21 protein-coding genes are annotated in these 21,038 nt (G+C 66.9%); 6 read left to right on the forward strand and 15 right to left on the reverse strand.

Annotated features, from left to right (window positions below; genetic code table 11):
- Window positions 1-13 precede the first annotated feature (13 nt).
- The 6 genes from ASD05_RS02680 to ASD05_RS02705 all read left to right on the forward strand — a co-directional run bounded on the left by ASD05_RS02680 (window position 14) and on the right by ASD05_RS02705 (window position 7,167).
- On the forward strand, window positions 14-2,464 hold the full coding sequence (locus ASD05_RS02680; RefSeq protein ID WP_056587212.1) for a xanthine dehydrogenase family protein molybdopterin-binding subunit: 2,451 nt from the start codon (window positions 14-16) through the stop codon (window positions 2,462-2,464).
- A gap of 24 nt (window positions 2,465-2,488) precedes the next feature.
- Entirely contained in the window at window positions 2,489-3,280 is a 792-nt protein-coding gene (locus ASD05_RS02685; RefSeq protein WP_056587215.1) for an FAD binding domain-containing protein, read from the forward strand.
- Between the two features lie 67 nt (window positions 3,281-3,347).
- The gene (locus ASD05_RS02690; RefSeq protein ID WP_056587218.1) at window positions 3,348-4,250 is read left to right on the forward strand and encodes an AAA family ATPase; all 903 of its coding nucleotides are present in this window, start codon (window positions 3,348-3,350) and stop codon (window positions 4,248-4,250) included.
- Window positions 4,251-4,280: 30 nt separating this feature from the next.
- Window positions 4,281-5,495, forward strand: a complete 1,215-nt coding sequence (locus tag ASD05_RS02695) for a vWA domain-containing protein (protein WP_056587221.1) — start codon at window positions 4,281-4,283, stop codon at window positions 5,493-5,495.
- Between the two features lie 33 nt (window positions 5,496-5,528).
- The gene (locus ASD05_RS02700; RefSeq protein ID WP_056587224.1) at window positions 5,529-6,137 is read left to right on the forward strand and encodes a CoxG family protein; all 609 of its coding nucleotides are present in this window, start codon (window positions 5,529-5,531) and stop codon (window positions 6,135-6,137) included.
- 16 nt (window positions 6,138-6,153) lie between these two features.
- Entirely contained in the window at window positions 6,154-7,167 is a 1,014-nt protein-coding gene (locus tag ASD05_RS02705) for an XdhC family protein (RefSeq protein ID WP_056587226.1), read from the forward strand.
- Between the two features lie 166 nt (window positions 7,168-7,333).
- On the opposite strand, the gene mnhG is transcribed toward ASD05_RS02705, so the two are convergent.
- From mnhG to rpsA, 15 genes are all read right to left on the reverse strand, one after another.
- Window positions 7,334-7,690, reverse strand: coding sequence for a monovalent cation/H(+) antiporter subunit G (mnhG, locus tag ASD05_RS02710; protein WP_007829341.1), 357 nt, complete (start codon window positions 7,688-7,690; stop codon window positions 7,334-7,336).
- The gene (locus ASD05_RS02715) at window positions 7,687-7,965 is read right to left on the reverse strand and encodes a K+/H+ antiporter subunit F (protein WP_007829342.1); all 279 of its coding nucleotides are present in this window, start codon (window positions 7,963-7,965) and stop codon (window positions 7,687-7,689) included. The genes mnhG and ASD05_RS02715 overlap by 4 nt, the downstream gene beginning before the upstream one ends.
- Window positions 7,962-8,453, reverse strand: a complete 492-nt coding sequence (locus tag ASD05_RS02720) for a Na+/H+ antiporter subunit E (protein ID WP_056587230.1) — start codon at window positions 8,451-8,453, stop codon at window positions 7,962-7,964. The genes ASD05_RS02715 and ASD05_RS02720 overlap by 4 nt, the downstream gene beginning before the upstream one ends.
- Entirely contained in the window at window positions 8,450-10,108 is a 1,659-nt protein-coding gene (locus ASD05_RS02725) for a monovalent cation/H+ antiporter subunit D (RefSeq protein WP_056587808.1), read from the reverse strand. Before ASD05_RS02725 ends, ASD05_RS02720 begins: the two co-directional genes overlap by 4 nt.
- Window positions 10,109-10,149: 41 nt before the next feature.
- Entirely contained in the window at window positions 10,150-10,500 is a 351-nt protein-coding gene (locus tag ASD05_RS02730) for a Na+/H+ antiporter subunit C (protein WP_056510360.1), read from the reverse strand.
- Window positions 10,500-13,439 carry a monovalent cation/H+ antiporter subunit A gene (locus ASD05_RS02735; RefSeq protein ID WP_056587233.1) on the reverse strand — a complete coding sequence of 980 codons (2,940 nt, stop codon included), beginning with the start codon at window positions 13,437-13,439 and terminating at the stop codon, window positions 10,500-10,502. Before ASD05_RS02735 ends, ASD05_RS02730 begins: the two co-directional genes overlap by 1 nt.
- A 75-nt stretch (window positions 13,440-13,514) precedes the next feature.
- Window positions 13,515-13,895, reverse strand: a complete 381-nt coding sequence (gene crcB / locus ASD05_RS02740; RefSeq protein ID WP_056510364.1) for a fluoride efflux transporter CrcB — start codon at window positions 13,893-13,895, stop codon at window positions 13,515-13,517.
- Window positions 13,896-13,926: 31 nt separating this feature from the next.
- Window positions 13,927-15,228 (reverse strand): TRAP transporter large permease, encoded by a 1,302-nt coding sequence (locus ASD05_RS02745; protein WP_056587236.1) that lies wholly within the window; start codon window positions 15,226-15,228, stop codon window positions 13,927-13,929.
- Window positions 15,221-15,730, reverse strand: coding sequence for a TRAP transporter small permease (locus ASD05_RS02750; RefSeq protein WP_056587239.1), 510 nt, complete (start codon window positions 15,728-15,730; stop codon window positions 15,221-15,223). Before ASD05_RS02750 ends, ASD05_RS02745 begins: the two co-directional genes overlap by 8 nt.
- Before the next feature lie 21 nt (window positions 15,731-15,751).
- A complete protein-coding gene (locus tag ASD05_RS02755; RefSeq protein ID WP_056587242.1) occupies window positions 15,752-16,720 on the reverse strand; it encodes a TRAP transporter substrate-binding protein in 969 nt (322 codons plus the stop codon).
- A gap of 144 nt (window positions 16,721-16,864) precedes the next feature.
- Window positions 16,865-17,194, reverse strand: a complete 330-nt coding sequence (locus ASD05_RS02760; protein WP_056587244.1) for a ComEA family DNA-binding protein — start codon at window positions 17,192-17,194, stop codon at window positions 16,865-16,867.
- A gap of 138 nt (window positions 17,195-17,332) precedes the next feature.
- Window positions 17,333-18,502 (reverse strand): lipopolysaccharide assembly protein LapB, encoded by a 1,170-nt coding sequence (lapB, locus tag ASD05_RS02765; protein WP_056587247.1) that lies wholly within the window; start codon window positions 18,500-18,502, stop codon window positions 17,333-17,335.
- Entirely contained in the window at window positions 18,492-18,827 is a 336-nt protein-coding gene (locus tag ASD05_RS02770; protein ID WP_056587250.1) for a lipopolysaccharide assembly LapA domain-containing protein, read from the reverse strand. The genes lapB and ASD05_RS02770 overlap by 11 nt, the downstream gene beginning before the upstream one ends.
- Window positions 18,828-18,884: 57 nt before the next feature.
- Window positions 18,885-19,211, reverse strand: coding sequence for an integration host factor subunit beta (locus tag ASD05_RS02775; protein ID WP_056510378.1), 327 nt, complete (start codon window positions 19,209-19,211; stop codon window positions 18,885-18,887).
- A 78-nt stretch (window positions 19,212-19,289) separates the two neighbouring features.
- Window positions 19,290-20,978 (reverse strand): 30S ribosomal protein S1, encoded by a 1,689-nt coding sequence (gene rpsA, locus ASD05_RS02780; protein ID WP_007829366.1) that lies wholly within the window; start codon window positions 20,976-20,978, stop codon window positions 19,290-19,292.
- Window positions 20,979-21,038: the final 60 nt, after the last annotated feature.

A 21,038-nucleotide genomic window follows, 5' to 3' on the forward strand; every position in this document is an offset into this window, starting at 1 on the left:
AAGGAGCAGCATCATGGGTGCTTCCGACTTCTCGAACCTGCCGCACATCGGCGAGGCGCTGCGGCGCAAGGAAGACTATCGCTTCCTGACCGGCGCCGGCAACTACACGGACGACATCACGCTGGCCAACCAGAGCCATGCGGTCTTCGTGCGCTCGCCGCATGCCCACGCCGCCATCAAGTCGATCGACATCGCCGAGGCGCTGAAGATGCCCGGCGTGGTCGGCATCTTCAGCGGCAAGGACATCGAAGGAAAGATGGGCGGGCTGCCCTGCGGCTGGCTCATCAACAACCCCGACGGCACCCCCATGAAGGAGCCGATGCACCCGATCCTCGCGATCAAGAAGGTGCGCTACGTGGGCGACCACGTCGCGATGGTGGTGGCCGAGACGGTCGAGCAGGCCCGGAATGCCGCCGAGGCGGTGGTGGTCGACTACGAGGTGCTGCCCGCGCTCGTGAGCGTGGCCGATGCGGCGAAGAAGGCGAGCGGCGTCACGCTGCACGACGAGGCGCCCGACAACCAGTGCTACAAGTGGGCGCTGGGCGACAAGGCAGCGGTCGATGCGGTGTTCGCCAATGCCGCGCACGTCACCAAGCTCGACCTGGTCAACAACCGGCTGGTGCCCAACCCGATCGAGCCGCGCGTGGCCATCGGCAGCTACAGCCGCGGCACCGACGACTACACGCTCTACGTCTCCAACCAGAACCCGCACGTCGAGCGCCTCTTGATGACGGCCTTCGTGCTCGGTCTGCCCGAGCACAAGGTGCGCGTGATCGCGCCCGACGTGGGCGGCGGCTTCGGCTCCAAGATCTTCCTGTACGCCGAAGACGTGTGCCTGACCTGGGCCGCCAAGCAGCTCAACCGCAACATCAAGTGGACGGCCGACCGTTCTGAATGCTTCCTGTCGGACGCGCATGGCCGCGACCATGTGAGCCACGCCGAGATGGCAATGGACAAGGACGGCAAGTTCCTCGCGATGCGCGTGCACACCGACGCCAACCTCGGCGCCTACCTGTCAACCTTCTCGACCGCGGTGCCGACCATCCTCTACGCCACGCTGCTGGCGGGCCAATACACCACGCCGCAGATCTACGTCGAGGTGGATGCCTGGTTCACCAACACCGCGCCGGTCGATGCGTACCGTGGCGCGGGCCGGCCCGAGGCCACCTACCTGCTGGAGCGGCTGGTGTCGCGCTGCGCCTGGGAAATGAAGCTGGGGCAGGACGAGATCCGCAAGCGCAACTTCATCAGCACCTTCCCCTACCAGACGCCGGTCGCGCTGCAGTACGACACGGGCGACTTCCACGCCTGCATGGACAAGGCCCGCGTGCTGGCCGAGGTCGACGGCTTCGCCGCGCGCAAGGCGGCGACTGAGGCCAAGGGCAAGCTGCGCGGCATCGGCTACTCGAGCTACATCGAGGCCTGCGGCATCGCGCCGTCGAACATCGCCGGTGCGCTCGGCGCGCGCGCCGGCCTGTTCGAATGCGGCGAGATCCGCGTACACCCGACTGGCAGCGTGACGGTGTTCACCGGCTCGCACAGCCATGGCCAGGGGCATGAGACCACCTTCGCGCAGGTCGTGGCGGCGCGGCTGGGCATTCCGGTCGAGAACGTCGACGTGGTGCACGGCGACACCGGCCGCGTGCCCTTCGGCATGGGCACCTACGGCTCGCGTTCCATCTCGGTGGGCGGCGCGGCCATCATGAAGGCGCTCGACAAGATCGAGACCAAGGCCAAGAAGATCGCCGCGCACCTGATGGAGGCAAGCGACGCCGACATCGAGTTCGCCAACGGCGAGTTCACGGTCAAGGGCACAGACAAGAAGATCCCATTCGGCCAGGTGGCGCTCACGGCCTACGTGCCGCACAACTACCCGCTCGACAAGCTGGAGCCGGGCCTGAACGAAACCGCCTTCTACGATCCGACCAACTTCACCTTCCCCGGTGGCACCTACATCTGCGAGGTCGAGGTCGACAAGCAGACCGGCGAGGTCAAGGTCGACCGCTTCACCGCGGTGGACGACTTCGGCACCATCATCAACCCGATGATCGTCGAGGGCCAGGTGCACGGCGGGTTGGTGCAGGGCATCGGCCAGGCGCTGCTCGAGAACTGCGTCTACGACAACGAAACCGGCCAGCTGCTCACCGGCAGCTTCATGGACTACGCCATGCCGCGCGCAGGCGACTTTCCGCAGTTCAAGCTCGACACCGTGTGCACCCCGTGCACGCACAACCCGCTGGGCACCAAGGGCTGCGGCGAGGCGGGAGCCATCGGCTCGCCGCCGGCCGTGATCAATGCCGTGCTCGACGCGCTGGCGCCGCTGGGCGTCAAGGACTTCGACATGCCCGCCTCGCCCAGCCGCGTCTGGGAAGCGATCCAGAAGGGCAGCGGCAGCGCTGCGAAAGACGCGATGCCGCAGGAGCCTTCGCTTGCTGCGAGCACCCAAGGCCGTCCGGCCCCCTGAACAACAAAGAAGGAACCACACACCATGTACGCCTTCACACTCGAACGGCCCACTTCCGTGGCCGATGCGGCCAAACTCGTTGCCGCAGGCGCCAAGCCGCTGGCGGGCGGCCAGACCCTGCTGGCTTCGATGAAGCTGCGGCTCTCGGCCCCCGATCAGCTGGTGGACCTGAGCGGCATCAAGGAACTCACCGGCATCGCGAAAAACGGCAACGCCATCACCATCGGTGCCATGTCGCGCCATCTCGACGTGGCGAACAACGCCGACGTGAAGGCCGCCTTCCCGGCGCTGGCCGACCTGGCCGCGCGCATCGGCGACCGGCAAGTGCGCGCGATGGGCACCATCGGCGGCTCCGTGGCCAACAACGACCCTGCCGCCTGCTATCCCAGCGCGGTGCTGGGCTCCGGCGCGACGGTCATCACCTCGAAGCGCGAGATCGCGGCGGACGATTTCTTCCAGGGCCTGTTCACCACGGCACTCGAAGAAGACGAACTGATCACCGCGATCCGCTTTCCCATTCCGAAGCGCGCGGTCTATGAAAAGCTGCGCCAGAAGGCGTCGAACTTCCCGCTGGTCGGCGTGTTCCTCGCGCAATACGACAGCGGCGTGCGCGTGGCGATCACCGGCGCGGGCAACGGCGTGTTCCGCCATGCAGGGCTCGAGGACGCGCTCAACAAGAGCTTCACGGCGGCCGCTGCCGCAGCCGTGAAGATCGACGCGAGCGATCTCAACAGCGACCTGCACGCCTCGGCCGCGTATCGCGCGAACCTGATCAGCGTGCTGACGCAGCGCGCAGTCACCAAGGCCCTGGGCTGAAGAAGCCGGGGTTGTTGTTCCCCCAACGGAAGACGCGACAGCCTCGTGTCTTCCGCTACGCTTCGCCATGATCTTCCCGACCATCGATTCCCTCTCCGAAGGTTTGATGCGGGCCGGCTACTTTGCCGACCGCCGGCTGGCCACGGCCGTTTTCCTAGCGCTCAAGTTGCAGCGCCCGCTGCTGCTCGAAGGAGAGCCCGGCGTCGGCAAGACCGAGCTGGCGAAGGCGTTGTCGACTGCGCTGAGCCGCGAGCTGCTGCGCCTGCAGTGCTACGACGGCCTGGAGCAGCGCGAGGCGCTCTACGAATGGAACTACGCCGCCCAGCTGCTGCACATGCGCGCCGCCGAGGCCACCGGCGCGGCGCGCGACGTGGAGGCTGAGGTCTACCAGCCGCACTACCTGATCCGCCGCCCGCTGCTGCAGGCGCTGCAGACGCCGCTGCCCGGCGCCGTGCTGCTGATCGACGAGGTGGATCGCGCCGATGAGCCCTTCGAGGCCTTTCTGCTCGAATACCTCGGCGAGTACCAGGTGAGCATTCCCGAACTGGGCACGGTGCGCGCCGTGGTGCCGCCCGTGACCATCCTCACGAGCAACCGCACGCGCGAGCTCAACGACGCGGTCAAGCGCCGCTGCCTGTATCACTGGCTCGACTACCCGGAGCGCGAGCGCGAGCTGGCCATCGTGCGCGCGCAGGTGCCGCAGGCCGGCGAGAAGCTGTCGGCGCAGGTGGCGGCCTTCGTTGCACGGCTGCGCGATGCGCCCTTCGTCAACGCTTTCCAGCGTGCGCCCGGCATTGCGGAGAGCGTCGAGTGGGCGAGGGCGCTGATCGCGCTCGACACCGTCGAGCTCGATCCCGAAGTGGTGGTGGACACCGCCGGCATCCTGTTCAAGCAGCGCGACGACGTGGCGGCGCTCACGCGGGAGCTGGCTTCGGACCTGCTCAAACCCGAGGAGCCGGTCGCGCGCTGAGCGCGTCCCCGTTCCAGACAGCGATTTCGCATGGCCGGCATCCAGCAACTCGGCGATGTCCGCGGCGGAAAGCTCGCCGGCAACATCGCCGCCTTTGGCCGTGCCCTGCGCCGTGCCGGCGTGCGTACCGATGCCATGCGCATCGCGCTGGCGGCCGAGGCGGCCACGCTGGTGGGCGTGGACGACAGGCTCGACCTGGGCGCCGCGATGGAAGCCGTGATGGTGAGCCGCGAGCAGGACCGCATGGTGTTCCGCGAACTCTTCGACGCCTGGTTCCGCGACCCGGAACTGGCCAACAAGCTGCTCGCGCAGATGCTGCCGAGTGCCGAAGGTAAGGCCGAGCCCTCGAAGCGCCGGCCGCGCGTGCGCGAAGCGCTTACCGCGCCGCGCAGCCCTGCCAGGCCAGCCGAGCCGGCAAAGCCCGACCGCGAGATCGAGTTCGACGCCGCCATGACGTCGAGCGATCGCCAGCGCCTGCAGCATGCGGACTTCAACGCGCTCGGCGCGTCCGAATACCGCCTCGTCGAACGGCTGGCGCGCGACATCCGGTTGCCGATTCCCGAACTGCCGTCACGCCGCCTGCGCGTGGCCGGCGATGCGGGCCAGCAGCATGCGCGCATGCATTGGCCGGGCGTGCTGCACGAGGCGGCGCGCACCGGTGGCGAGATCCTGCGGCTGCCCAGGCTTGCGCGGCGCCAGCAGCCCCTGCCGCTGCTGGTGCTGGTCGATGTGTCGGGCTCGATGGAGCGCTATGCACGGCTGCTTCTGGCGTTCCTTCATGCGGCGACGCGCCGGGCGGGGCGCCGCGACGTGTTCGCCTTCGGTACCCGCCTGACCGACCTGACCCCCGCCTTCCGGCTCGCCGACACCGATGCCATGCTCGATGCGGCCAGCCTCGCCATCGACGACTTCGCAGGCGGCACCCGGCTCGGCAGCTCCCTGACCGAACTGCGCCGCGCCCACGCCCGCCGCCTGACCGGGCGCCGCACGCTGGTGCTGGTGATCAGCGACGGGCTCGACACCGGCGAGCCATCGCTGCTGGAGCAGGAGCTGTTGTGGCTCAAGCGCCATTCGCGCCGCCTGCTGTGGCTCAACCCCTTGCTGCGCTTCGAGGGCTACGCCCCTCTGGCGCGTGGGGCCGGCGTGCTGCACCGGCAAGCAGATGCGATGCTGGCGGTTCACAATCTCAGCGCACTCGAACAGCTCGCCGCGAGCCTGGCCGCCTTGATGCGGTCCGGCCGTTAGCGTTGCCCAGGAAGAAGCAAAAGGAAACCCACCATGGAAATGCTCGGAAACCGCCGCCTCGGCATCACCCAACAACAGGCATGGGACGCGCTCAACGATCCCGAGACGCTGAAGAAATGCATCCCCGGCTGCGACAAGTTCGAGCTCACGGGCGACAACCAGTACAGCGTTGCGCTCGCGCTCAAGATCGGTCCGATCTCGGCCAAGTTCAACGGCAAGGTGGTGCTGTCGGACATCGTCGCGCCCGATGGCTACAAGCTCACCTTCGAGGGGCAGGGCGGTGTGGCGGGCTTTGCCAAGGGCTCGTCGAGCGTCACGCTCAAGCCGGTGGCCGAAGCGGAGGCCGCGACGCCGCCGGTTGCCGGCTGCGAGCTCGACTACACCGTGCAGGCACAGGTCGGCGGCAAGATTGCCCAACTGGGCCAGCGCCTGATCGACGGCGCTGCCAAGTCGACCGCAGACGATTTCTTCAAGCGCTTCGAGGCCGAGATGCAGAGCCGCTATGGCCCCCCGCCTGCACCGGCCGAGGAGGCCGCCAGCGCCGAGGCGCCGGCCGAGAAGGCCGGCATGATGTCCGGCCTCATGAAGAAGATCGGCCTCGGCAAGAAAGACGACACCGCCGCGACCGGCGACGCCGGCTGAGGGGGCGAACCGCGCTATGGAAAATCTCGACGTCATGGTGCTGCGCACGCTGCGTGACTGGCGGCGTGCCGGCAAACGCGCGCTGCTGACAACCGTCGTGCGCACCTGGGGCTCGTCGCCCCGGCCGGTGGGTTCGATCATGGCCCTGGCCGAAGACGGTGCTGTGGTGGGATCGGTCTCCGGCGGCTGCATCGAGGACGACTTGATCGCGCGCTACAGCCACGCCCACGGCAAGGGCGAGGATGTGCCGCTGGGCGCGCCGCCCGCGCTCGTGAAGTACGGCATCACCGCCGACGAGGCGCATCGCTTCGGGCTGCCTTGCGGCGGCACGCTGGAGCTGCTGCTCGAATACGCGCCCGACGCCGGGTCGCTCGACCTGCTGGTCGCGCAGCTGGAGCAGGGCAAGCTCATGCAGCGCACGGTGACGCTCGCCACGGGCGCGGTGCGGCTCGCCGAAGCGACGGCGCCCGACGAGCTCACGGTGAACGACGCCGAACTCACCAACACCTTCGGCCCCGAATACCGCATGCTGCTGATCGGTGCCGGCCAGCTCGCCGAGTACCTCGCCACGATGGCCAAGTTCAGCGGCTTCGCGGTGACGCTGTGCGATCCGCGCGCCGAATACCGAACGGCGTGGTCGCTGTCTGGCGTGCACATCACGACCGAGATGCCGGACGACGCGGTGCTGGCCTTCAAGCCCGACCGCCGCAGCTGCGTGGTCGCGCTCACGCACGACCCGAAGCTCGACGACCTGGCGTTACTCGAGGCGCTGCAGAGCGAGGCCTTCTACGTCGGCGCCATCGGCTCGCGCCGCAATGCCGACGCGCGGCGCGACCGCATGATCGAGCACTTCGACCAGACCGAGGAGTCGCTCGCACGGCTGCGCGGACCCATCGGCATCTACATCGGCAGCAAGACACCACCGGAGATTGCGGTGAGCGTGATGGCGGAAATTCTTGCGGTGAAGAATGCGGTGACTCTGCCGCGTGAAGTCGAAGTGGCTCGGGCCAAGGAGATGCAGCAGTTGTAGCCCGGCTGATGTCTTTTGGGGCATTCGGGGTGTGTGCACAGGCCACCGGGTACTCCCCTCCGCGAATGTCCCCGGGCCTTCGGCCTCCTCCTTTATTTCGCTGCGGGGAGCACCCGGTGCCCTGAGCACTGGACGCGTTGCTGGTGTACAGCCGATCAACGACAAGTCAGCCCGACTTCGCCTCAGGCGGCACATCGCCACCCTTCTGCCGCTCGCGGAACAGCGCCGCGCGCATCAGGAAGATGGTGGTGATCGGTGCCGTGAGTGCGATGAACAGCACGATCAGCACCGCGTGCAGGAACAGGCTGAAGCCCTGCACCGAGAAGTACACGATGGTGGCCACGGTCATGCACCACACGCCTACTGTCGCACCCAATGTCGGCGCATGGATGCGGCGGAAGAAGGTGGGCAGCCGGATCAGGCCGAACGAGCCGATGGCTGCGAAAGCTGCGCCCAGCACGGCGAACACGGCGGTGACGATCTCGGCCCACAGCGGCAGGGGGCCTGCGATGAAGTCCGTCATTCGATCACCTCCCCGCGCAGTAGGAACTTGGCCATCGCCGTGGAACCCACGAAGCCGAACAGCGCGATCAGCATCGCCGCCTCGAAGTAGACGTTGCTCGCGTAGACGATGCCCAGCACCAGCATCATCAGCATGCCGTTGATGTAGAGGCAGTCGAGCGCCATCACGCGGTCCTGGGCGCTCGGGCCGATCAGCAGCCGGGAGAGCGCGCACAGCATGGCCACGGCCAGCAGGAAGAGCGCGAATTTCAGGGCCCAGAAGAGGATGGGTGTCATGACTCGAAGATCTCCATCAGGGGGCGTTCGTAGCGCTGCTTGATCAACGCGATGAAGGCGGCATCGTCGTCGAGGTCGAACACGTGGATCAGCAGCGTGCTGCGGTCGAACGACACTTCGCCCCAGGCCGTGCCGGGCGTGAGGCACATGATCATCGCCAGCACCGCGAGCCCGTTGGGGTCGCGCATGTCGAGCGGAATCTGCACGAACTTCGAGCCGATGCGCGAGGTGCGTCGCGTGAGCAGCAGGCGGGCCACGTCGTACGCCGACTTCAGCATGTCGAAGGTCACGACGAAGGACAGCCGCAGCGCGACGCCAGGCCGGCGCATGCGCACCGCCGCCGGGCGCAGGCCCTCGGTGAGCAACGGTACGGCGATGGCGAGGATCAGGGCTGCCAGCAGCGTGGCCGCGTCGAGCGATTGGTTGAGCAGCAGCCAGACGACGAACAGCGCGAACGACAGCGGCGGGGAAGGCAGAAGGCGCTTCATGGGGCCGTGCCTTCCTTCTTCTTCACCGGGTTCGGTATCTGCCTGGCGCCCAGCACCGCGTTGCGGTACGCCGTGGGGGTCTTCAGGCCTTCCGCCGTGGCCCTGGCGTGCTGCATCACGGGCTCGGCCCACACGGTCAGCGCCACGCAGGCCGCGAGAAGTCCGGCCACTGGCAGCACTTCGAGCGCGGGCAGCGAAGGCATGGTGGGGTGGAGCTGCGTCCAGAAATGGCGGATGCCGGTGCGGCTCAGGGCGATCAACGAGAGAAAACCGGAGACGATCAGCAGCGCGAGGAAGATCCAGCTGGCGGTGCCGAGCGCCTTTGCGCCGAGCAAGCCCGAAAGCATCGCGAACTTGCCGATGAAGCCCGACAGCGGCGGCAGCCCCGCGAGCAGCAGCGTGCAGCCCACGAAGCTCAGGCCAAGGAAAGCCACGCCGGCGGGAATCGCGCGGCCGTAGAGCGCCTGTGCTTCGTCGTCGAGGTTCACGTTGTCGAGCGCGCGCAGGTCTTCGGCGAGGAAGGGGGCGTTGCCCGCCGCCTCGTGCGGCGCGACGCTCATGCCGGCGTTGCGCCAGCGTTCGATCATGTCGGTCAGCAGGAAGAAAGCGCTGACCGCGAGCGTGGAACTCAGCAGGTAGTACAGCGCGCCCGCCCACACGGCCGGCCGTCCGAGTCCGAGCGCCGCGAGCAGGGTGCCGGCCGACACCAGCACGCTGAAACCCGCGAGGTTCGACAGCCGCTGGGTGCCGACGATGCCGAGGGCGCCGACGAACAGCGTGGCCAGCCCGGTGCCCACCAGCGCGGCCTGTCCGAAGGCCGCCGAGTCGCCGGTGTCGGGCGCGAACAGCACGGTCCACAGCCGCAGGATCGTGTAGATGCCGAGCTTGGTCAGCAGCGCGAACACCGCGCCCACGGGCGACACCGCCGCGCTGTAGGCCGGCACCAGCCAGAAGTTGAGCGGCCACGCGCCGGCCTTGGCGAAGAAGGCGGTCGCGAGGATGGCCGCCGCCGCATGCACCAGCCCGCGGTCGCCCGGCGCGAGTTCGGCGATGCGCACGCCGAGGTCGGCCATGTTGAGCGTGCCCGTCACGCCGTACAGGATGGCCGCGCCGATCAGGAACAGCGACGAAGCCGCGAGGTTGATCGCGACGTACTGCAGGCCCGCCTGCACGCGCAGCCGGCCGGAGCCGTGCAGCAGCAGGCCGTACGAAGCCGCGAGCATGACCTCGAAGAAGACGAACAGGTTGAACAGGTCGCCCGTGAGGAAGGCGCCGTTCAGGCCCATGAGCTGCAGCTGCAGCAGCGGATGGAAATGCACGCCCGCGCGGTCCCAGCGCGAGGTCGAATAGATCGACGCGGCAAAGGCGATGACACCGGTGAGCGCGACCATCATGGTCGAGAGCCGGTCGGCCACCAACACGATGCCGAAGGGCGCGCGCCAGTTGCCCGGCAGGTAGACGCCGATGGAGCCCGGGCCGCCGCCGGTGTCGGCCGCGTTGACCCAGCGCAGCAGTGCGAGTGCGGCGAGCAGGCCGACGAGGCCCGAGATCACGCTCAATGCCGACTTGGTGCGCCGACGGTTCTCGCCCAGCAGCAGCATGAGCGCGGCCGTGAGCATGGGTACGAGGATCGGCACCGCCACCAGGTGCGGCATGCTGAACTCGAGCAACCGGTCGAGCAGGTGGAAGAATTCCTTCACTCTGCCTCCTGCCGCTCTTCACCGTCCACATGGTCGGTGCCGGTGAGGCCGCGCGAGGCGAGCATCACCACGAGGAACAGCGCCGTCATCGCAAAGCCGATCACGATGGCCGTCAGTACCAGGGCCTGCGGCATCGGGTCGGCCGTGTTGGCCAGCGTGGCGGTGAAGCCCTTGACGAGCACCGGCTCGCTGTCGACCTTGAGCCGGCCCATGCTGAAGATGAAGAGATTGACCGCGTACGAGATCAGCGTCAGGCCCATGATGACCTGGAAGGTGCGCGGGCGCAGCAGCATGTACACGCCCGAGCCGGTAAGCACGCCGATCGCCAATGCGAGCACGATTTCCATCAGCGGGCTCCCTCTGCGGCGGCCTTGGCTTCGGCCTCTCTCTCTGCCTGCTCGTCGGCCCAGCGGTGGCTTCTTATCGACTGGTGGGCCAGCCCGGTGAGGATCAGCATGGTGGCGCCGAGCACCAGCGCGAACACGCCGATGTCGAAGAAGAGGGCGCTGGGCACATGCACCTCGCCCAGCAGCGGCAGGTGAATGTGCGCGGTGTGCGTGGTCAGGAAGGGGTAGCCGAAGAACACCGCCCCGCTGCCGGTGGCCAGCGCGAACAGCAGGCCGATGGCGATCCAGCGGCGCGGATAGATGCGCAGATGCTCTTCGACCCACTCGGTACCCGAGACGATGAACTGCAGCACCAGCGCCACCGACATCACCAGCCCCGCGACGAAGCCGCCGCCCGGCGCGTTGTGGCCGCGCATGAAGAAGTAGACCGACACCAGCACCGCCAGCGGCAGCAGCAGCCTCACCAGCACGGCCGGCACCATCAGGTAGCCGACGGCGGTGTCCTTGGCGCGGCGCGGGTTCAGCAGGTCGCTGCTGCCGTCGTCGACCTGCAGGCGCTGCTGTATCGGCAGGGCCATCGACTCGATCGCGGGGCGGAAGCGCCGCAGCAGGGCATACACGGTGAGCGCCACCACGCCGAGCACCGTGATCTCGCCGAAGGTGTCGAAGCCCCGGAAGTCGACCAGCATCACGTTGACCACGTTGGTGCCGCCGCCTTCGGTGAGCGCGCGTTCGAGGAAGAAGGGCGAGATGCTCTGCGGGAACTCGCGCGTCATCATGGCCCAGGCCAGCATCGCCATGCCGCCGCCGGAAACAGTGGCCACCAGCAGGTCGCGCCCGCGCCGGCCCCAGGGCCGCAGCCGTGCGCGCGCGGGCTGCACGGCGTCCTTGCTGCGCATCGGCAGCCAGCGCAGTCCCAGCAGGATCAGCACGGTGGTCACGGCCTCGACCACCAGTTGCGTCAGCGCGAGGTCGGGCGCGGAGAACCAGATGTAGGTCACGCACGAGACCAGCCCGGCGCCCGAGGCCAGCATCAGCGCCGCGAGCCGGTGGAACTTGGCCTGCCACGCGGCGGCCAGCGCGCAGGTGCCGCCGATGATCCAGGTCATGGCGAACATCGGCGAGAAGGGCAGCAGCTCGCGCGTGCCGGGCGCGGCGGGCGTGGCCCACAGCGAGGCCGCGGCGCCCGCGACGGCCACCACGACCAGCAGCAGTAACTGCCACTGCATGCGGCGCGTGCCGAGCAGGCGGCGGCTGCGCCGACCCGCCTCGCTCAGCAGCGCGAGCAGGTGCTCGAAGATGGCCTGGCCGTCGAAGCGGTGCAGCAGTGGCGTGTGTGCGAGACCGCCGTCCGCGCGCCGGCTGCGCTGCAGCAGGTAGAGCGCGGCGCCGCCCGCCAGCGCCACGAAGCTCATCGCGAGCGGCAGGTTGAAGCCGTGCCATACGGCCAGGCTGTACTCGGGCAACGTGCCGCCCACCACGGGCGCCGCGGCCGCCGCCAGCAGCGGGCCGATGGACCAGGCCGGCGCCACGCCCACGACCAGGCACAGCAGCACCAGCAGCTCGACCGGCACGCGCATCCAGTGCGGCGGCTCATGCGGCTGCCTGGGCACGTCGGGGCCGCAGGGCGGACCGAAGAACACGTCGAACACGAAGCGGGCGGAGTAGGCCACGGTGAAGACGCCCGCGACGGTGGCGATGATCGGCAGGCTCCAGTCGATCCATGGCGTGGACTGGATGAACACCGTCTCGGCGAAGAACATCTCCTTCGACAGGAATCCGTTGAGCAGCGGCACGCCGGCCATCGAGGCGCTGGCGATGATGGCCAGCGTGCCGGTGATCGGCATCAGCCGCAGCAGGCCGCTGAGCTTGCGGATGTCGCGCGTGCCGCTCTCGTGGTCGATGATGCCGGCGGCCATGAACAACGATGCCTTGAAGGTCGCGTGGTTCATGACATGGAACACCGCCGCCACTGCCGCCAACGGGCTGTTCAGGCCCAGCAGCAGCGTGATGAGCCCGAGATGCGAGATGGTCGAGTAGGCCAGCAGTGCCTTCAGGTCGCGCTGGAACATGGCAATGAAGCCGCCGAGCAGCAGCGTGACCGCGCCCGCGCCGCCCACCATCCAGAACCACTGCTCGGTGCCCGAGAGCACGGGCCACAGCCGTGCCATCAGGAACACGCCGAGCTTCACCATGGTGGCCGAGTGCAGGTAGGCCGACACCGGCGTGGGCGCGGCCATGGCGCGCGGCAGCCAGAAGTGGAACGGGAACTGCGCGCTCTTGGTAAAGGCGCCGAGCAGCACCAGCACCAGCACGGCCGGATAGAGCGCGTGCGCGCGGATGAGATCGCCCGAGGCCAGCACCACGTCGAGTTCGTAGCTGCCGACGATGCGGCCCAGCACCAGCACGCCGGCCAGCAGGCACAGCCCGCCCGCACCTGTGACGGTGAGTGCCATGCGCGCCCCGCGCCGCGCGTCGCGGCGGTGGTGCCAGTAGCCGATGAGCAAGAAGGAGAAGAGGCTGGTGAGCTCCCAGAACAGCACCATCTGGATCAGGTTGCCCGAGAGCACCACGCCCATCATCGCGCCCATGAACGCGAGGAAGAACGAGAAGAAGCGCGGCACCGGGTCGGAGGCCGACATGTAGTAGCGCGCATAGAGCACCACCAGCGCGCCGATGCCCAGCACCAGCATGCAGAACAGCCAGGCGAAGCCATCCATGCGGAACACGAGGGTGAGACCGAGGGCCGGCAGCCATTCGATCTCCTGCCGCAGCACGTTGCCGTATGCGATCTGCGGAAAGAGCCATGCAGTTTGTATCGCGCAGCCCAGTGCGATCAGCCCCGCGAGCGTCGACTCCCTGTTGCGCGCGTTCGATGGCATCAACGCGGCCAGCACGCTGGCAATGAAGGGGAGTGCGACGAGAAAGACCAGGGGCATTGGGGTCGATTCTATCGATCAACCCTTTGGGAAGCCCTATCTATAACCGCAAGGCATAAGGCGCTTTTTGCCCGTTCAAGCCGAGAAGATCCGCACGGTGCGGATGCCGAGCCAGGTGAAGAAGAGCGAGCCGCCCAGGTGGGCCGAGGCCGTCACCATGGCCACGCCCAGCCGGCCTTCGAGCAGCATGGTGGTGACCTCGACGGAGAAGCTCGAGAAGGTGGTGAGGCCGCCGAGGAAGCCGGTGATCAGCGCGAGCCGCCAGACCGGATCCAGGTCGGGCAGCAGCTGGAAGGTGGCAACGGCCACGCCGATGAGGTAGCCGCCGATCAGGTTGGCAGCCAGCGTGCCCCAGGGCATGAGGCCGCCCATGCCCAACCAGAGGGCAAGGCCCCAGCGGGCCAGGGCGCCGATCGAGGCGCCGATGCAGATGGCAAGAATCGGGAGAAGAAGCATGCGTTTATTGTCGGCGCGTCGCCCCGCGGTATCAGGGCGCCATCTGTTGGGGCAGCCAGGTCACCAGCTGCGGCACGAAATAGATGGTCAGCACGGCCGCGACCATCAGGAAGAACATCGGCAAGGTGACGCGTGCGATGTAGAGCAGGTCCTTGCCGGTCATGCCTTGCAGCACGAACAGGTTGAAGCCCACGGGTGGCGTGATCTGCGCCATCTCGACCACCAGCACGACGAAGATGCCGAACCAGACCGGATCGATGCCGGCCGCCGTAACGGTCGGCATGATCACGCCCATGGTCAGCACCACCATCGAGATACCGTCGAGGAAGCAGCCCAGCACGATGTAGAAGGCAGCGAGCGCCAGGATGAGCTGGAACTTCGACAGGCCCAGCGAGCCGATCCATTCGGCCAGGTGCCGCGGCAGGCCGATGTAGCCCATGGCCAGCGTGAGGAAGGCCGCGCCCGCGAGGATCAGCGCCATCATGCAGTACAGCCGCGTGGCTCCCAGCAACGCGTCCCTGAAGCTTTGCCAGGTGAGCGAGCCCTGCGCACCCGAGATGATCATCGCGCCGACCACGCCCACCGCCGCAGCTTCGGTCGCGGTGGCGATGCCCGCATAGATGGAGCCGAGCACCGACAGGATGAGCAGGGCCACCGGGATCAGCGACATCGAGGCCTTGAGCTTTTCCATGAAAGGAAGCTTCGCGTCGGCCGGCGGCACGCGGTCGGGATGGCGCAGCGCCCAGAACACGATGTAGCCCGAGAACAGCAGCGCAAGCATGATGCCCGGGATGACGCCCGCGATGAACAGCCGAGCGATCGACACATCCGCGCTCACCCCGTAGACGATCATGATGATCGACGGCGGAATCAATAGGCCGAGCGTGCCCGCGCCGGCCAGCGTGCCGATGACCATGTCGTCGGGGTAGCCGCGGCGCTTTAGCTCCGGCAGGCTCATCTTGCCGATGGTGGCGCAAGTGGCCGCGCTCGACCCGGAGACCGCGGCAAACACTGCGCACCCCACCACGTTGGTATGCAGCAGCCGGCCCGGCAGGCTTTGCATCCAGGGCGCGAGACCCTTGAACATGTCCTGCGAGAGCCGGGTGCGAAACAGGATCTCGCCCATCCACACGAACAGCGGCAGCGCGGTGAGCGTCCAGCTCGAGGCCGACCCCCAGATGGTCACGGCCATGGCGTCGCCGGCGGAGCGCGACGAGAAGATCTGCATGGCGATCCATGCCACGCCCGAGAGCGTGAGGCCGATCCAGACGCCGCTGCCGAGGATCAGGAACAGCGCGGCGATCAGGAGGCCTGCGACGGCGATGTCACTCATGGCGAAGGGCCTCCGTCTCGACGGCCTTGGCGGGGCGGCCACGCCACTCGATCACGAGTTCGTCCAGCGACGCGACGGCAAAGACGATGGCGCCGAGCGCCATCGACAGTTGCGGCATCCACAGCGGAGTGGCGTCGTTGCCGGTGGAGATGTCGTGGAAGTCGAACGACTGCCAGGCCAGGCGAACGCTGTACCAGGCGAACAGCAGCGCGAGGAGTGCCGCGGCGGCCATCGCCCAGCGCTCGAGCCAGCGCTGCGCCGCGGGCGGCAGAGTCTGCAGCACCAGCGTCACGCGGATGTGCTCCCCGCGCTTGAGCGTGTGCGCGAGCGCCAGGAAGCCCGCGCCGGCCATCAGGTAGCCGGCATAAGCATCGATTCCGGGAATGTTGAAGTGAAGCTGGCGGCCGAGGATGGACAGGAGGACCATCGCCAGCAGGCCGACCATGAAAAGCGCCGCCAATGCGGCGGCGCTCGTGTAGAGAAGGTCAAGCGTCTTGCGCATCGGGTGCAGTTCGAGCCCGCCTCACATCTTCTTGTAGGCGTCGACGACAGCCTGGCCCTCGGCACCGGCCTTTTCGGTCCACTCCTTGAGCATGGTGTCGCCGACCTTCTTCATGTCGGCCTTGAGCTGTGCGGAGGGCACGTGCACCGTCATGCCGTTCTTCTTGAGCAGGTCGAGGTATTCGAGGTTCTTTTTCTTCGACAGGTCCCACCCGCGCTTCTCGGCCTCCGCCGCCGCCTTGAGCACCGCGTCCTGCGTGGGCTTGTCGAGCGCATCGAAGGCCTTCTTGTTCATGAGCACCGCGTTCTTCGGCAGCCAGGCCTGGGTGTCGTAGAAGTTCTTGATGTATTCGTAGGTCTTGGTGTCGTAGCCGGTCGACCCCGAGGACATGTACGACTCGATCACGCCCGTGGCCATGGCCTGCGAGAGCTCGGCCTGCTGCACCGTGACGGGCTGCGCGCCGACGAGTTCGCCGATGCGCGCGGTGGCGGGACTGTAGGCGCGCCACTTCACTCCCTTCAGGTCGGCGGCCGATGCAATTTCCTTCTTCACGAAGATGCCTTGCGGCGGCCAGGCGACCGTGTAGAGAAGCACGATGCCTTGCTCGGCCAGCTTCTTCTCGAGCACCGGCTTCTGTGCCTGGTAGAGCTTCCAGGCGGCGTCGTAGCTGTCGGCCAGGAACGGGATGCCGTCGGCGCCGAACGGCTGCCACTCGTTCTGATAGTTCACGAGGAGGATCTCGCCGAGCTGCGCCTGGCCACCCTGCACTGCGCGCTTGATCTCGGGGGCCTTGAACAGCGAGGCGTTGGCGTGCACTGTGATCTTGAGCTTGCCGCCGCTGCCCTTGTCCACGTCGTTCGCGAACTGGGTGATGTTCTCGGTGTGGAAGTTGCTCGCCGGGTAGGCGGTGGGCAGGTCCCACTTGGTCTGCGCGAAGGCTGCGGCGCCAAGGGTCAAACCAGCGAGGGCGATGCCGAACTTGTGATTCATGAGCTCTCCGGAACGTATGAAAGTGAAAACGAAAACGAGCATACGAGCAAAATCCGGACCATCCCTGAGGCATTTCCCTGCCTTGGTGCATGCATGAAAAAAGCCGCCCACAGGCGGCTTGCTTGCTATAGGACGGATGGGAAATCAGGGTTTGGCGGCCTTGGCTACCTTGCCTGCCTTGCCTTCTTTGGGAGCGGCAGGTGCCGCACCACCGAAGGCTTGGCCATTGACCGTCAGGCCTTCGGCGGACAGCTTGGCGGCCTTCTTTTCCTTCACGCCCTTCACGCGCTGCATGAGGTCGGGCCAGTCCTTGAACTCGCCTTCCTTGCGCGCATCGAGGATGCGCTTGGACATGGAGGGGCCGACGCCCTTGACGCCGTCGAGATCGGCGGCCGTGCCCTTGTTGACGTCGACGGCGGCGAACGAAACGACCGCGAACAGCATGGCCGTGGCGGTCAGGATTTTCTTGAACATGATGAGAACTCCCTTTGTCTTGTTGATATGACTGACAGCCGGCAAGAGCGCCGGCTCAGGCTCAACGAGGCACAAAAGAAGGGCGTTGACGCGTGGAAGCCGCACCGGCCGCCACGTGACCATTGTTCAAAAATGTGATCAGAGTTCTTCGACGCGGCGCGGCGGATAGCTGTCCCAGGCCTGGCAGCCGGGGCAGTGCCAGAAGTACTGGTGCGCCTCGAAGCCGCAGGCGGCGCAGCGATAGCGCATGAGTGGCCGGGTAGCCTGATCGAGCGCACGCTGCACTTGCGGATGGAACTGCTGGTGCTCGAAGTGTTCGCCCGCAAGCCAGCGCGAGGCAGCGACCAGCGAGGGCTGCTGTGCAAGATGCGCGATGTAGCCGTCGCGCGGCGTGGGGTTGGGTTCTTCGGCGGTGGCGGTCGGTGTGCCGCCGAGCGCCATCAGTGCTTCGAGCACGTCGATCGACGGCGACTCCACGTAGCGGCGTTGCAGCAGCGCGAGCGCCTCGCCTTGGCGGTGTGCGGCCACGGCGGCCTGTTGCACTGTGGCTGCATAGAGCGGCAGCGCCAGCGGTGCCGTGTCGCTCAGGGCCACGAGCGTGTCGAAGGCCGCGGCCGCTTCGCCTTTGCGCAATTGCAGGTTGGCCGTGTCGATGGCGGGGCGCGGTGCCTGCGGCGCAAGTTCAACGGCCTGCGAAAGCAGCTTTGCCGCGCTGGAGAGGTCGCCTGCCGCGACGCGCTCGGTCGCTTGCTCGCAGAGGTGATGCGCGCGGCGCGTGCTGTAGCTGGCCTGGTCGGACTCGTCGAGCTTCTGGGCCACGTCGGCGGCCTGCGCCCATTCGCGCGAGCGCTCGTAGATGGCCAGCAGAGACAGTCGCGCCTCGTTCTCGTAGCGCGTGCCTTCGAGCTTCTGCAGCGCGGCTTCGGCGCGGTCGAGCAGGCCGGCGCGCAGGAAGTCCTGTGCCAGCGCGTGCTGCGCGCGTTCGCGGTCGCTGCGGCTCAGGTCACCGCGGCCCAGCAGGTGCTCGTGCACGCGCACCGCGCGCTGGTACTCGCCGCGGCGGCGAAAGAGATTGCCGAGCGCGAAGTGCAGCTCCTGCGTGTCGGGGTCGTTCTGCACGGCCTCGATGAAGGCGTCGATGGCCTGGTCCTGCTGCTCGTTGAGCAGGAAGTTGAGGCCACGGAAGTAGGCCTTGGGTGCTTGCCTGTTCTCGAGCTTGAGCTGGCGGATGTCGAAGCGCGATGCGAGCCAGCCCAGCACGAAAGCGACGGGCAGGCTGATCAACAGCCAGCTGGGATCAAAGTCCATGTTGACGTACGGCGGGAAGGTCGGTGGCGGAGATGGACGGCGCCGATGCAGGAGTGCTCGTGGCGACCGACGGCGCGGATGGCTGAGCCTCGGAGGCGACGGGTAGTTGCGCCGCGGCGGTGCGATGCTTCCACCAGCCCGGCAACATGCCGAGCGCGCCCACCACGAGCCCGCCGGCGAAGGCCGCGAGCACGACGAGCACCAACGGCGCGCGCCAGTAGGTGCCGAAGAAGAAATAGACGGTTGCGTCGTGCTGGTTGTTCAGCGCGAAAGCAAAGAGCGTAAAAAAAATGGCTGCCTTGAGCAGCCACAGGAGGTATTTCATGCACGTTCCCGTTGGCGGGACGATTCTACGTTTGCGACCATCGGGACGGGCCGCCGGTCAGGCCTTGCGGCCCTTGGCTTCCTTGCCGGCGTCGAGCTCCGCGGTGCGTGCATCCACGGCCTCGCGCAGCGCCTTGCCAGGCTTGAAGTGCGGCACGCGTTTCTCGGGAATCTGCACGCTCTCGCCCGAACGCGGATTGCGGCCGATGCGCGGCGGACGCCGGTTGACCGAGAAGCTGCCGAAGCCGCGGATCTCGATGCGGTGCCCGCGCACCAGTGCGTCGCTCATCGCGTCGAGGATGGTCTTGACGGCGTATTCGGCATCGCGGTGCGTGAGCTGTGCAAAGCGCGCTGCGAGTTCTTCGACAAGGTCTGAGCGGGTCATAGGCCGAACATAAACGAGAAACGTGGACGAAAAAAAAGACAGAGCGGCCCCAGGGCCTGCTCTGTCTTCGGACTCAGCTTACTTGCTGTCGTTGTTGTCGAGCTTGGCGCGCAGCAGGGCGCCCAGGCTCGTCGTGCCCGCGTTTTCGCGTGCCGACTGCTGGCTCAGGCTGGCCATGGCGCCTTGTTCGTCGACCATGTCCTTCTGCTTGATCGACAGCTGGATGTTGCGGGTCTTGCGATCCACGTTCACGACGATGGCGGTGACTTCATCGCCTTCCTTGAGCACGTTGCGGGCATCTTCGACGCGGTCGCGCGAGATTTCCGAAGCACGCAGGTAGCCGATGATGTCTTCGCCGAGGTCGATTTCAGCGCCGCGGGCGTCCACGGTCTTGACCTTGCCGGTCACGATCTGGCCCTTGTCGTTCACGGTGGTGAACGTGGTGAACGGGTCGCTGTCGAGTTGCTTGATGCCCAGCGAGATGCGCTCGCGGTCGACATCCACAGCCAGCACGATCGCTTCGACTTCCTGGCCCTTCTTGTAGTTGCGAACGGCGGTTTCGCCGGCTTCGTTCCACGAGAGGTCGGACAGGTGAACCAGGCCGTCGATGCCGGCAGCCAGACCCACGAACACGCCGAAGTCGGTGATCGACTTGATCGGGCCCTTGACGCGGTCGCCACGCTTCGTGTTTTGAGCGAACTCTTGCCACGGGTTGGCCTTGCACTGCTTCATGCCCAGGCTGATGCGGCGCTTGTCTTCGTCGATTTCCAGGACCATGACTTCGACTTCGTCGCCCAGCGAGACGATCTTGTTCGGAGCGATGTTCTTGTTGGTCCAGTCCATTTCGGAGACGTGCACCAGGCCTTCGATGCCGGGTTCGAGTTCGACGAACGCGCCGTAGTCGGCAATGTTCGTGACCTTGCCGAACAGGCGGGTCGATTGCGGGTAGCGGCGCGAAACGCCCATCCACGGGTCGTCACCCATTTGCTTGAGACCCAGCGAGACACGGTTCTTTTCGGTGTCGAACTTGAGGATCTTGGCGGTGATTTCCTGGCCGGCCTGAACGACTTCGCTCGGGTGGCGAACACGGCGCCATGCCATGTCGGTGATGTGCAGCAGGCCGTCGATGCCGCCGAGGTCCACGAACGCACCGTATTCGGTGATGTTCTTGACCACGCCGCGCACGACTGCGCCTTCCTTCAGCGTTTCCATCAGCTTGGCGCGTTCTTCGCCCATGCTGGCTTCGACCACGGCACGGCGCGACAGCACGACGTTGTTGCGCTTGCGGTCGAGCTTGATGACCTTGAATTCGAGGGTCTTGTTCTCGTACGGGGTCAGGTCCTTGATCGGACGCGTGTCGATCAGCGAGCCGGGCAGGAATGCGCGGATGCCGTTGACGAGCACGGTCAGGCCGCCCTTGACCTTGCCGCTGGTGGTGCCGGTGACGAAGTCGCCCGATTCCAGTGCCTTCTCCAGGGCGAGCCACGAAGCCAGACGCTTGGCGGTGTCGCGCGAGAGGATGGTGTCGCCGTAGCCGTTTTCAACGCTGCCGATGGCAACGGAAACGAAATCGCCGGCCTGGACTTCGAGTTCGCCCTTGTCGTTCTTGAACTCTTCGATCGGCACGTACGCTTCGGACTTCAGGCCGGCGTTGACCACGACGTGGTTGTGTTCGACACGCACGACTTCGGCCGTGATGACCTCGCCGGTGCGCATTTCGGAACGCTTCAGGGACTCTTCGAATAGGTCGGCAAAAGATTCAGACATTTATGGTTCCTTCCGTCAGGCAGGGTTGGCAGGCGCTCATGCGAAATTGCGTGCGGCTGC

The organism is Variovorax sp. Root434 (genome assembly GCF_001426595.1).
GTDB lineage: Bacteria > Pseudomonadota > Gammaproteobacteria > Burkholderiales > Burkholderiaceae_C > Variovorax.

Coding starts and splice junctions, on each gene's coding strand:
- ASD05_RS02720 (WP_056587230.1), bottom strand. CDS start 8,453: ATGAAGCGCCTTCTGCCTTCCCCGCCGCTGTCGTTCGCGCTGTTCGTC.
- ASD05_RS02730 (WP_056510360.1), bottom strand. CDS start 10,500: ATGGAAATCGTGCTCGCATTGGCGATCGGCGTGCTTACCGGCTCGGGC.
- ASD05_RS02775 (WP_056510378.1), bottom strand. CDS start 19,211: ATGACCCGCTCAGACCTTGTCGAAGAACTCGCAGCGCGCTTTGCACAG.
- ASD05_RS02745 (WP_056587236.1), bottom strand. CDS start 15,228: ATGAGTGACATCGCCGTCGCAGGCCTCCTGATCGCCGCGCTGTTCCTG.
- rpsA (WP_007829366.1), bottom strand. CDS start 20,978: ATGTCTGAATCTTTTGCCGACCTATTCGAAGAGTCCCTGAAGCGTTCC.
- crcB (WP_056510364.1), bottom strand. CDS start 13,895: ATGCTTCTTCTCCCGATTCTTGCCATCTGCATCGGCGCCTCGATCGGC.
- mnhG (WP_007829341.1), bottom strand. CDS start 7,690: ATGACGGACTTCATCGCAGGCCCCCTGCCGCTGTGGGCCGAGATCGTC.
- ASD05_RS02680 (WP_056587212.1), top strand. CDS start 14: ATGGGTGCTTCCGACTTCTCGAACCTGCCGCACATCGGCGAGGCGCTG.
- ASD05_RS02760 (WP_056587244.1), bottom strand. CDS start 17,194: ATGTTCAAGAAAATCCTGACCGCCACGGCCATGCTGTTCGCGGTCGTT.
- ASD05_RS02690 (WP_056587218.1), top strand. CDS start 3,348: ATGATCTTCCCGACCATCGATTCCCTCTCCGAAGGTTTGATGCGGGCC.
- lapB (WP_056587247.1), bottom strand. CDS start 18,502: ATGGACTTTGATCCCAGCTGGCTGTTGATCAGCCTGCCCGTCGCTTTC.
- ASD05_RS02695 (WP_056587221.1), top strand. CDS start 4,281: ATGGCCGGCATCCAGCAACTCGGCGATGTCCGCGGCGGAAAGCTCGCC.
- ASD05_RS02715 (WP_007829342.1), bottom strand. CDS start 7,965: ATGACACCCATCCTCTTCTGGGCCCTGAAATTCGCGCTCTTCCTGCTG.
- ASD05_RS02755 (WP_056587242.1), bottom strand. CDS start 16,720: ATGAATCACAAGTTCGGCATCGCCCTCGCTGGTTTGACCCTTGGCGCC.
- ASD05_RS02685 (WP_056587215.1), top strand. CDS start 2,489: ATGTACGCCTTCACACTCGAACGGCCCACTTCCGTGGCCGATGCGGCC.
- ASD05_RS02725 (WP_056587808.1), bottom strand. CDS start 10,108: ATGCCGCACCTGGTGGCGGTGCCGATCCTCGTACCCATGCTCACGGCC.
- ASD05_RS02700 (WP_056587224.1), top strand. CDS start 5,529: ATGGAAATGCTCGGAAACCGCCGCCTCGGCATCACCCAACAACAGGCA.
- ASD05_RS02770 (WP_056587250.1), bottom strand. CDS start 18,827: ATGAAATACCTCCTGTGGCTGCTCAAGGCAGCCATTTTTTTTACGCTC.
- ASD05_RS02705 (WP_056587226.1), top strand. CDS start 6,154: ATGGAAAATCTCGACGTCATGGTGCTGCGCACGCTGCGTGACTGGCGG.
- ASD05_RS02750 (WP_056587239.1), bottom strand. CDS start 15,730: ATGCGCAAGACGCTTGACCTTCTCTACACGAGCGCCGCCGCATTGGCG.
- ASD05_RS02735 (WP_056587233.1), bottom strand. CDS start 13,439: ATGCCCCTGGTCTTTCTCGTCGCACTCCCCTTCATTGCCAGCGTGCTG.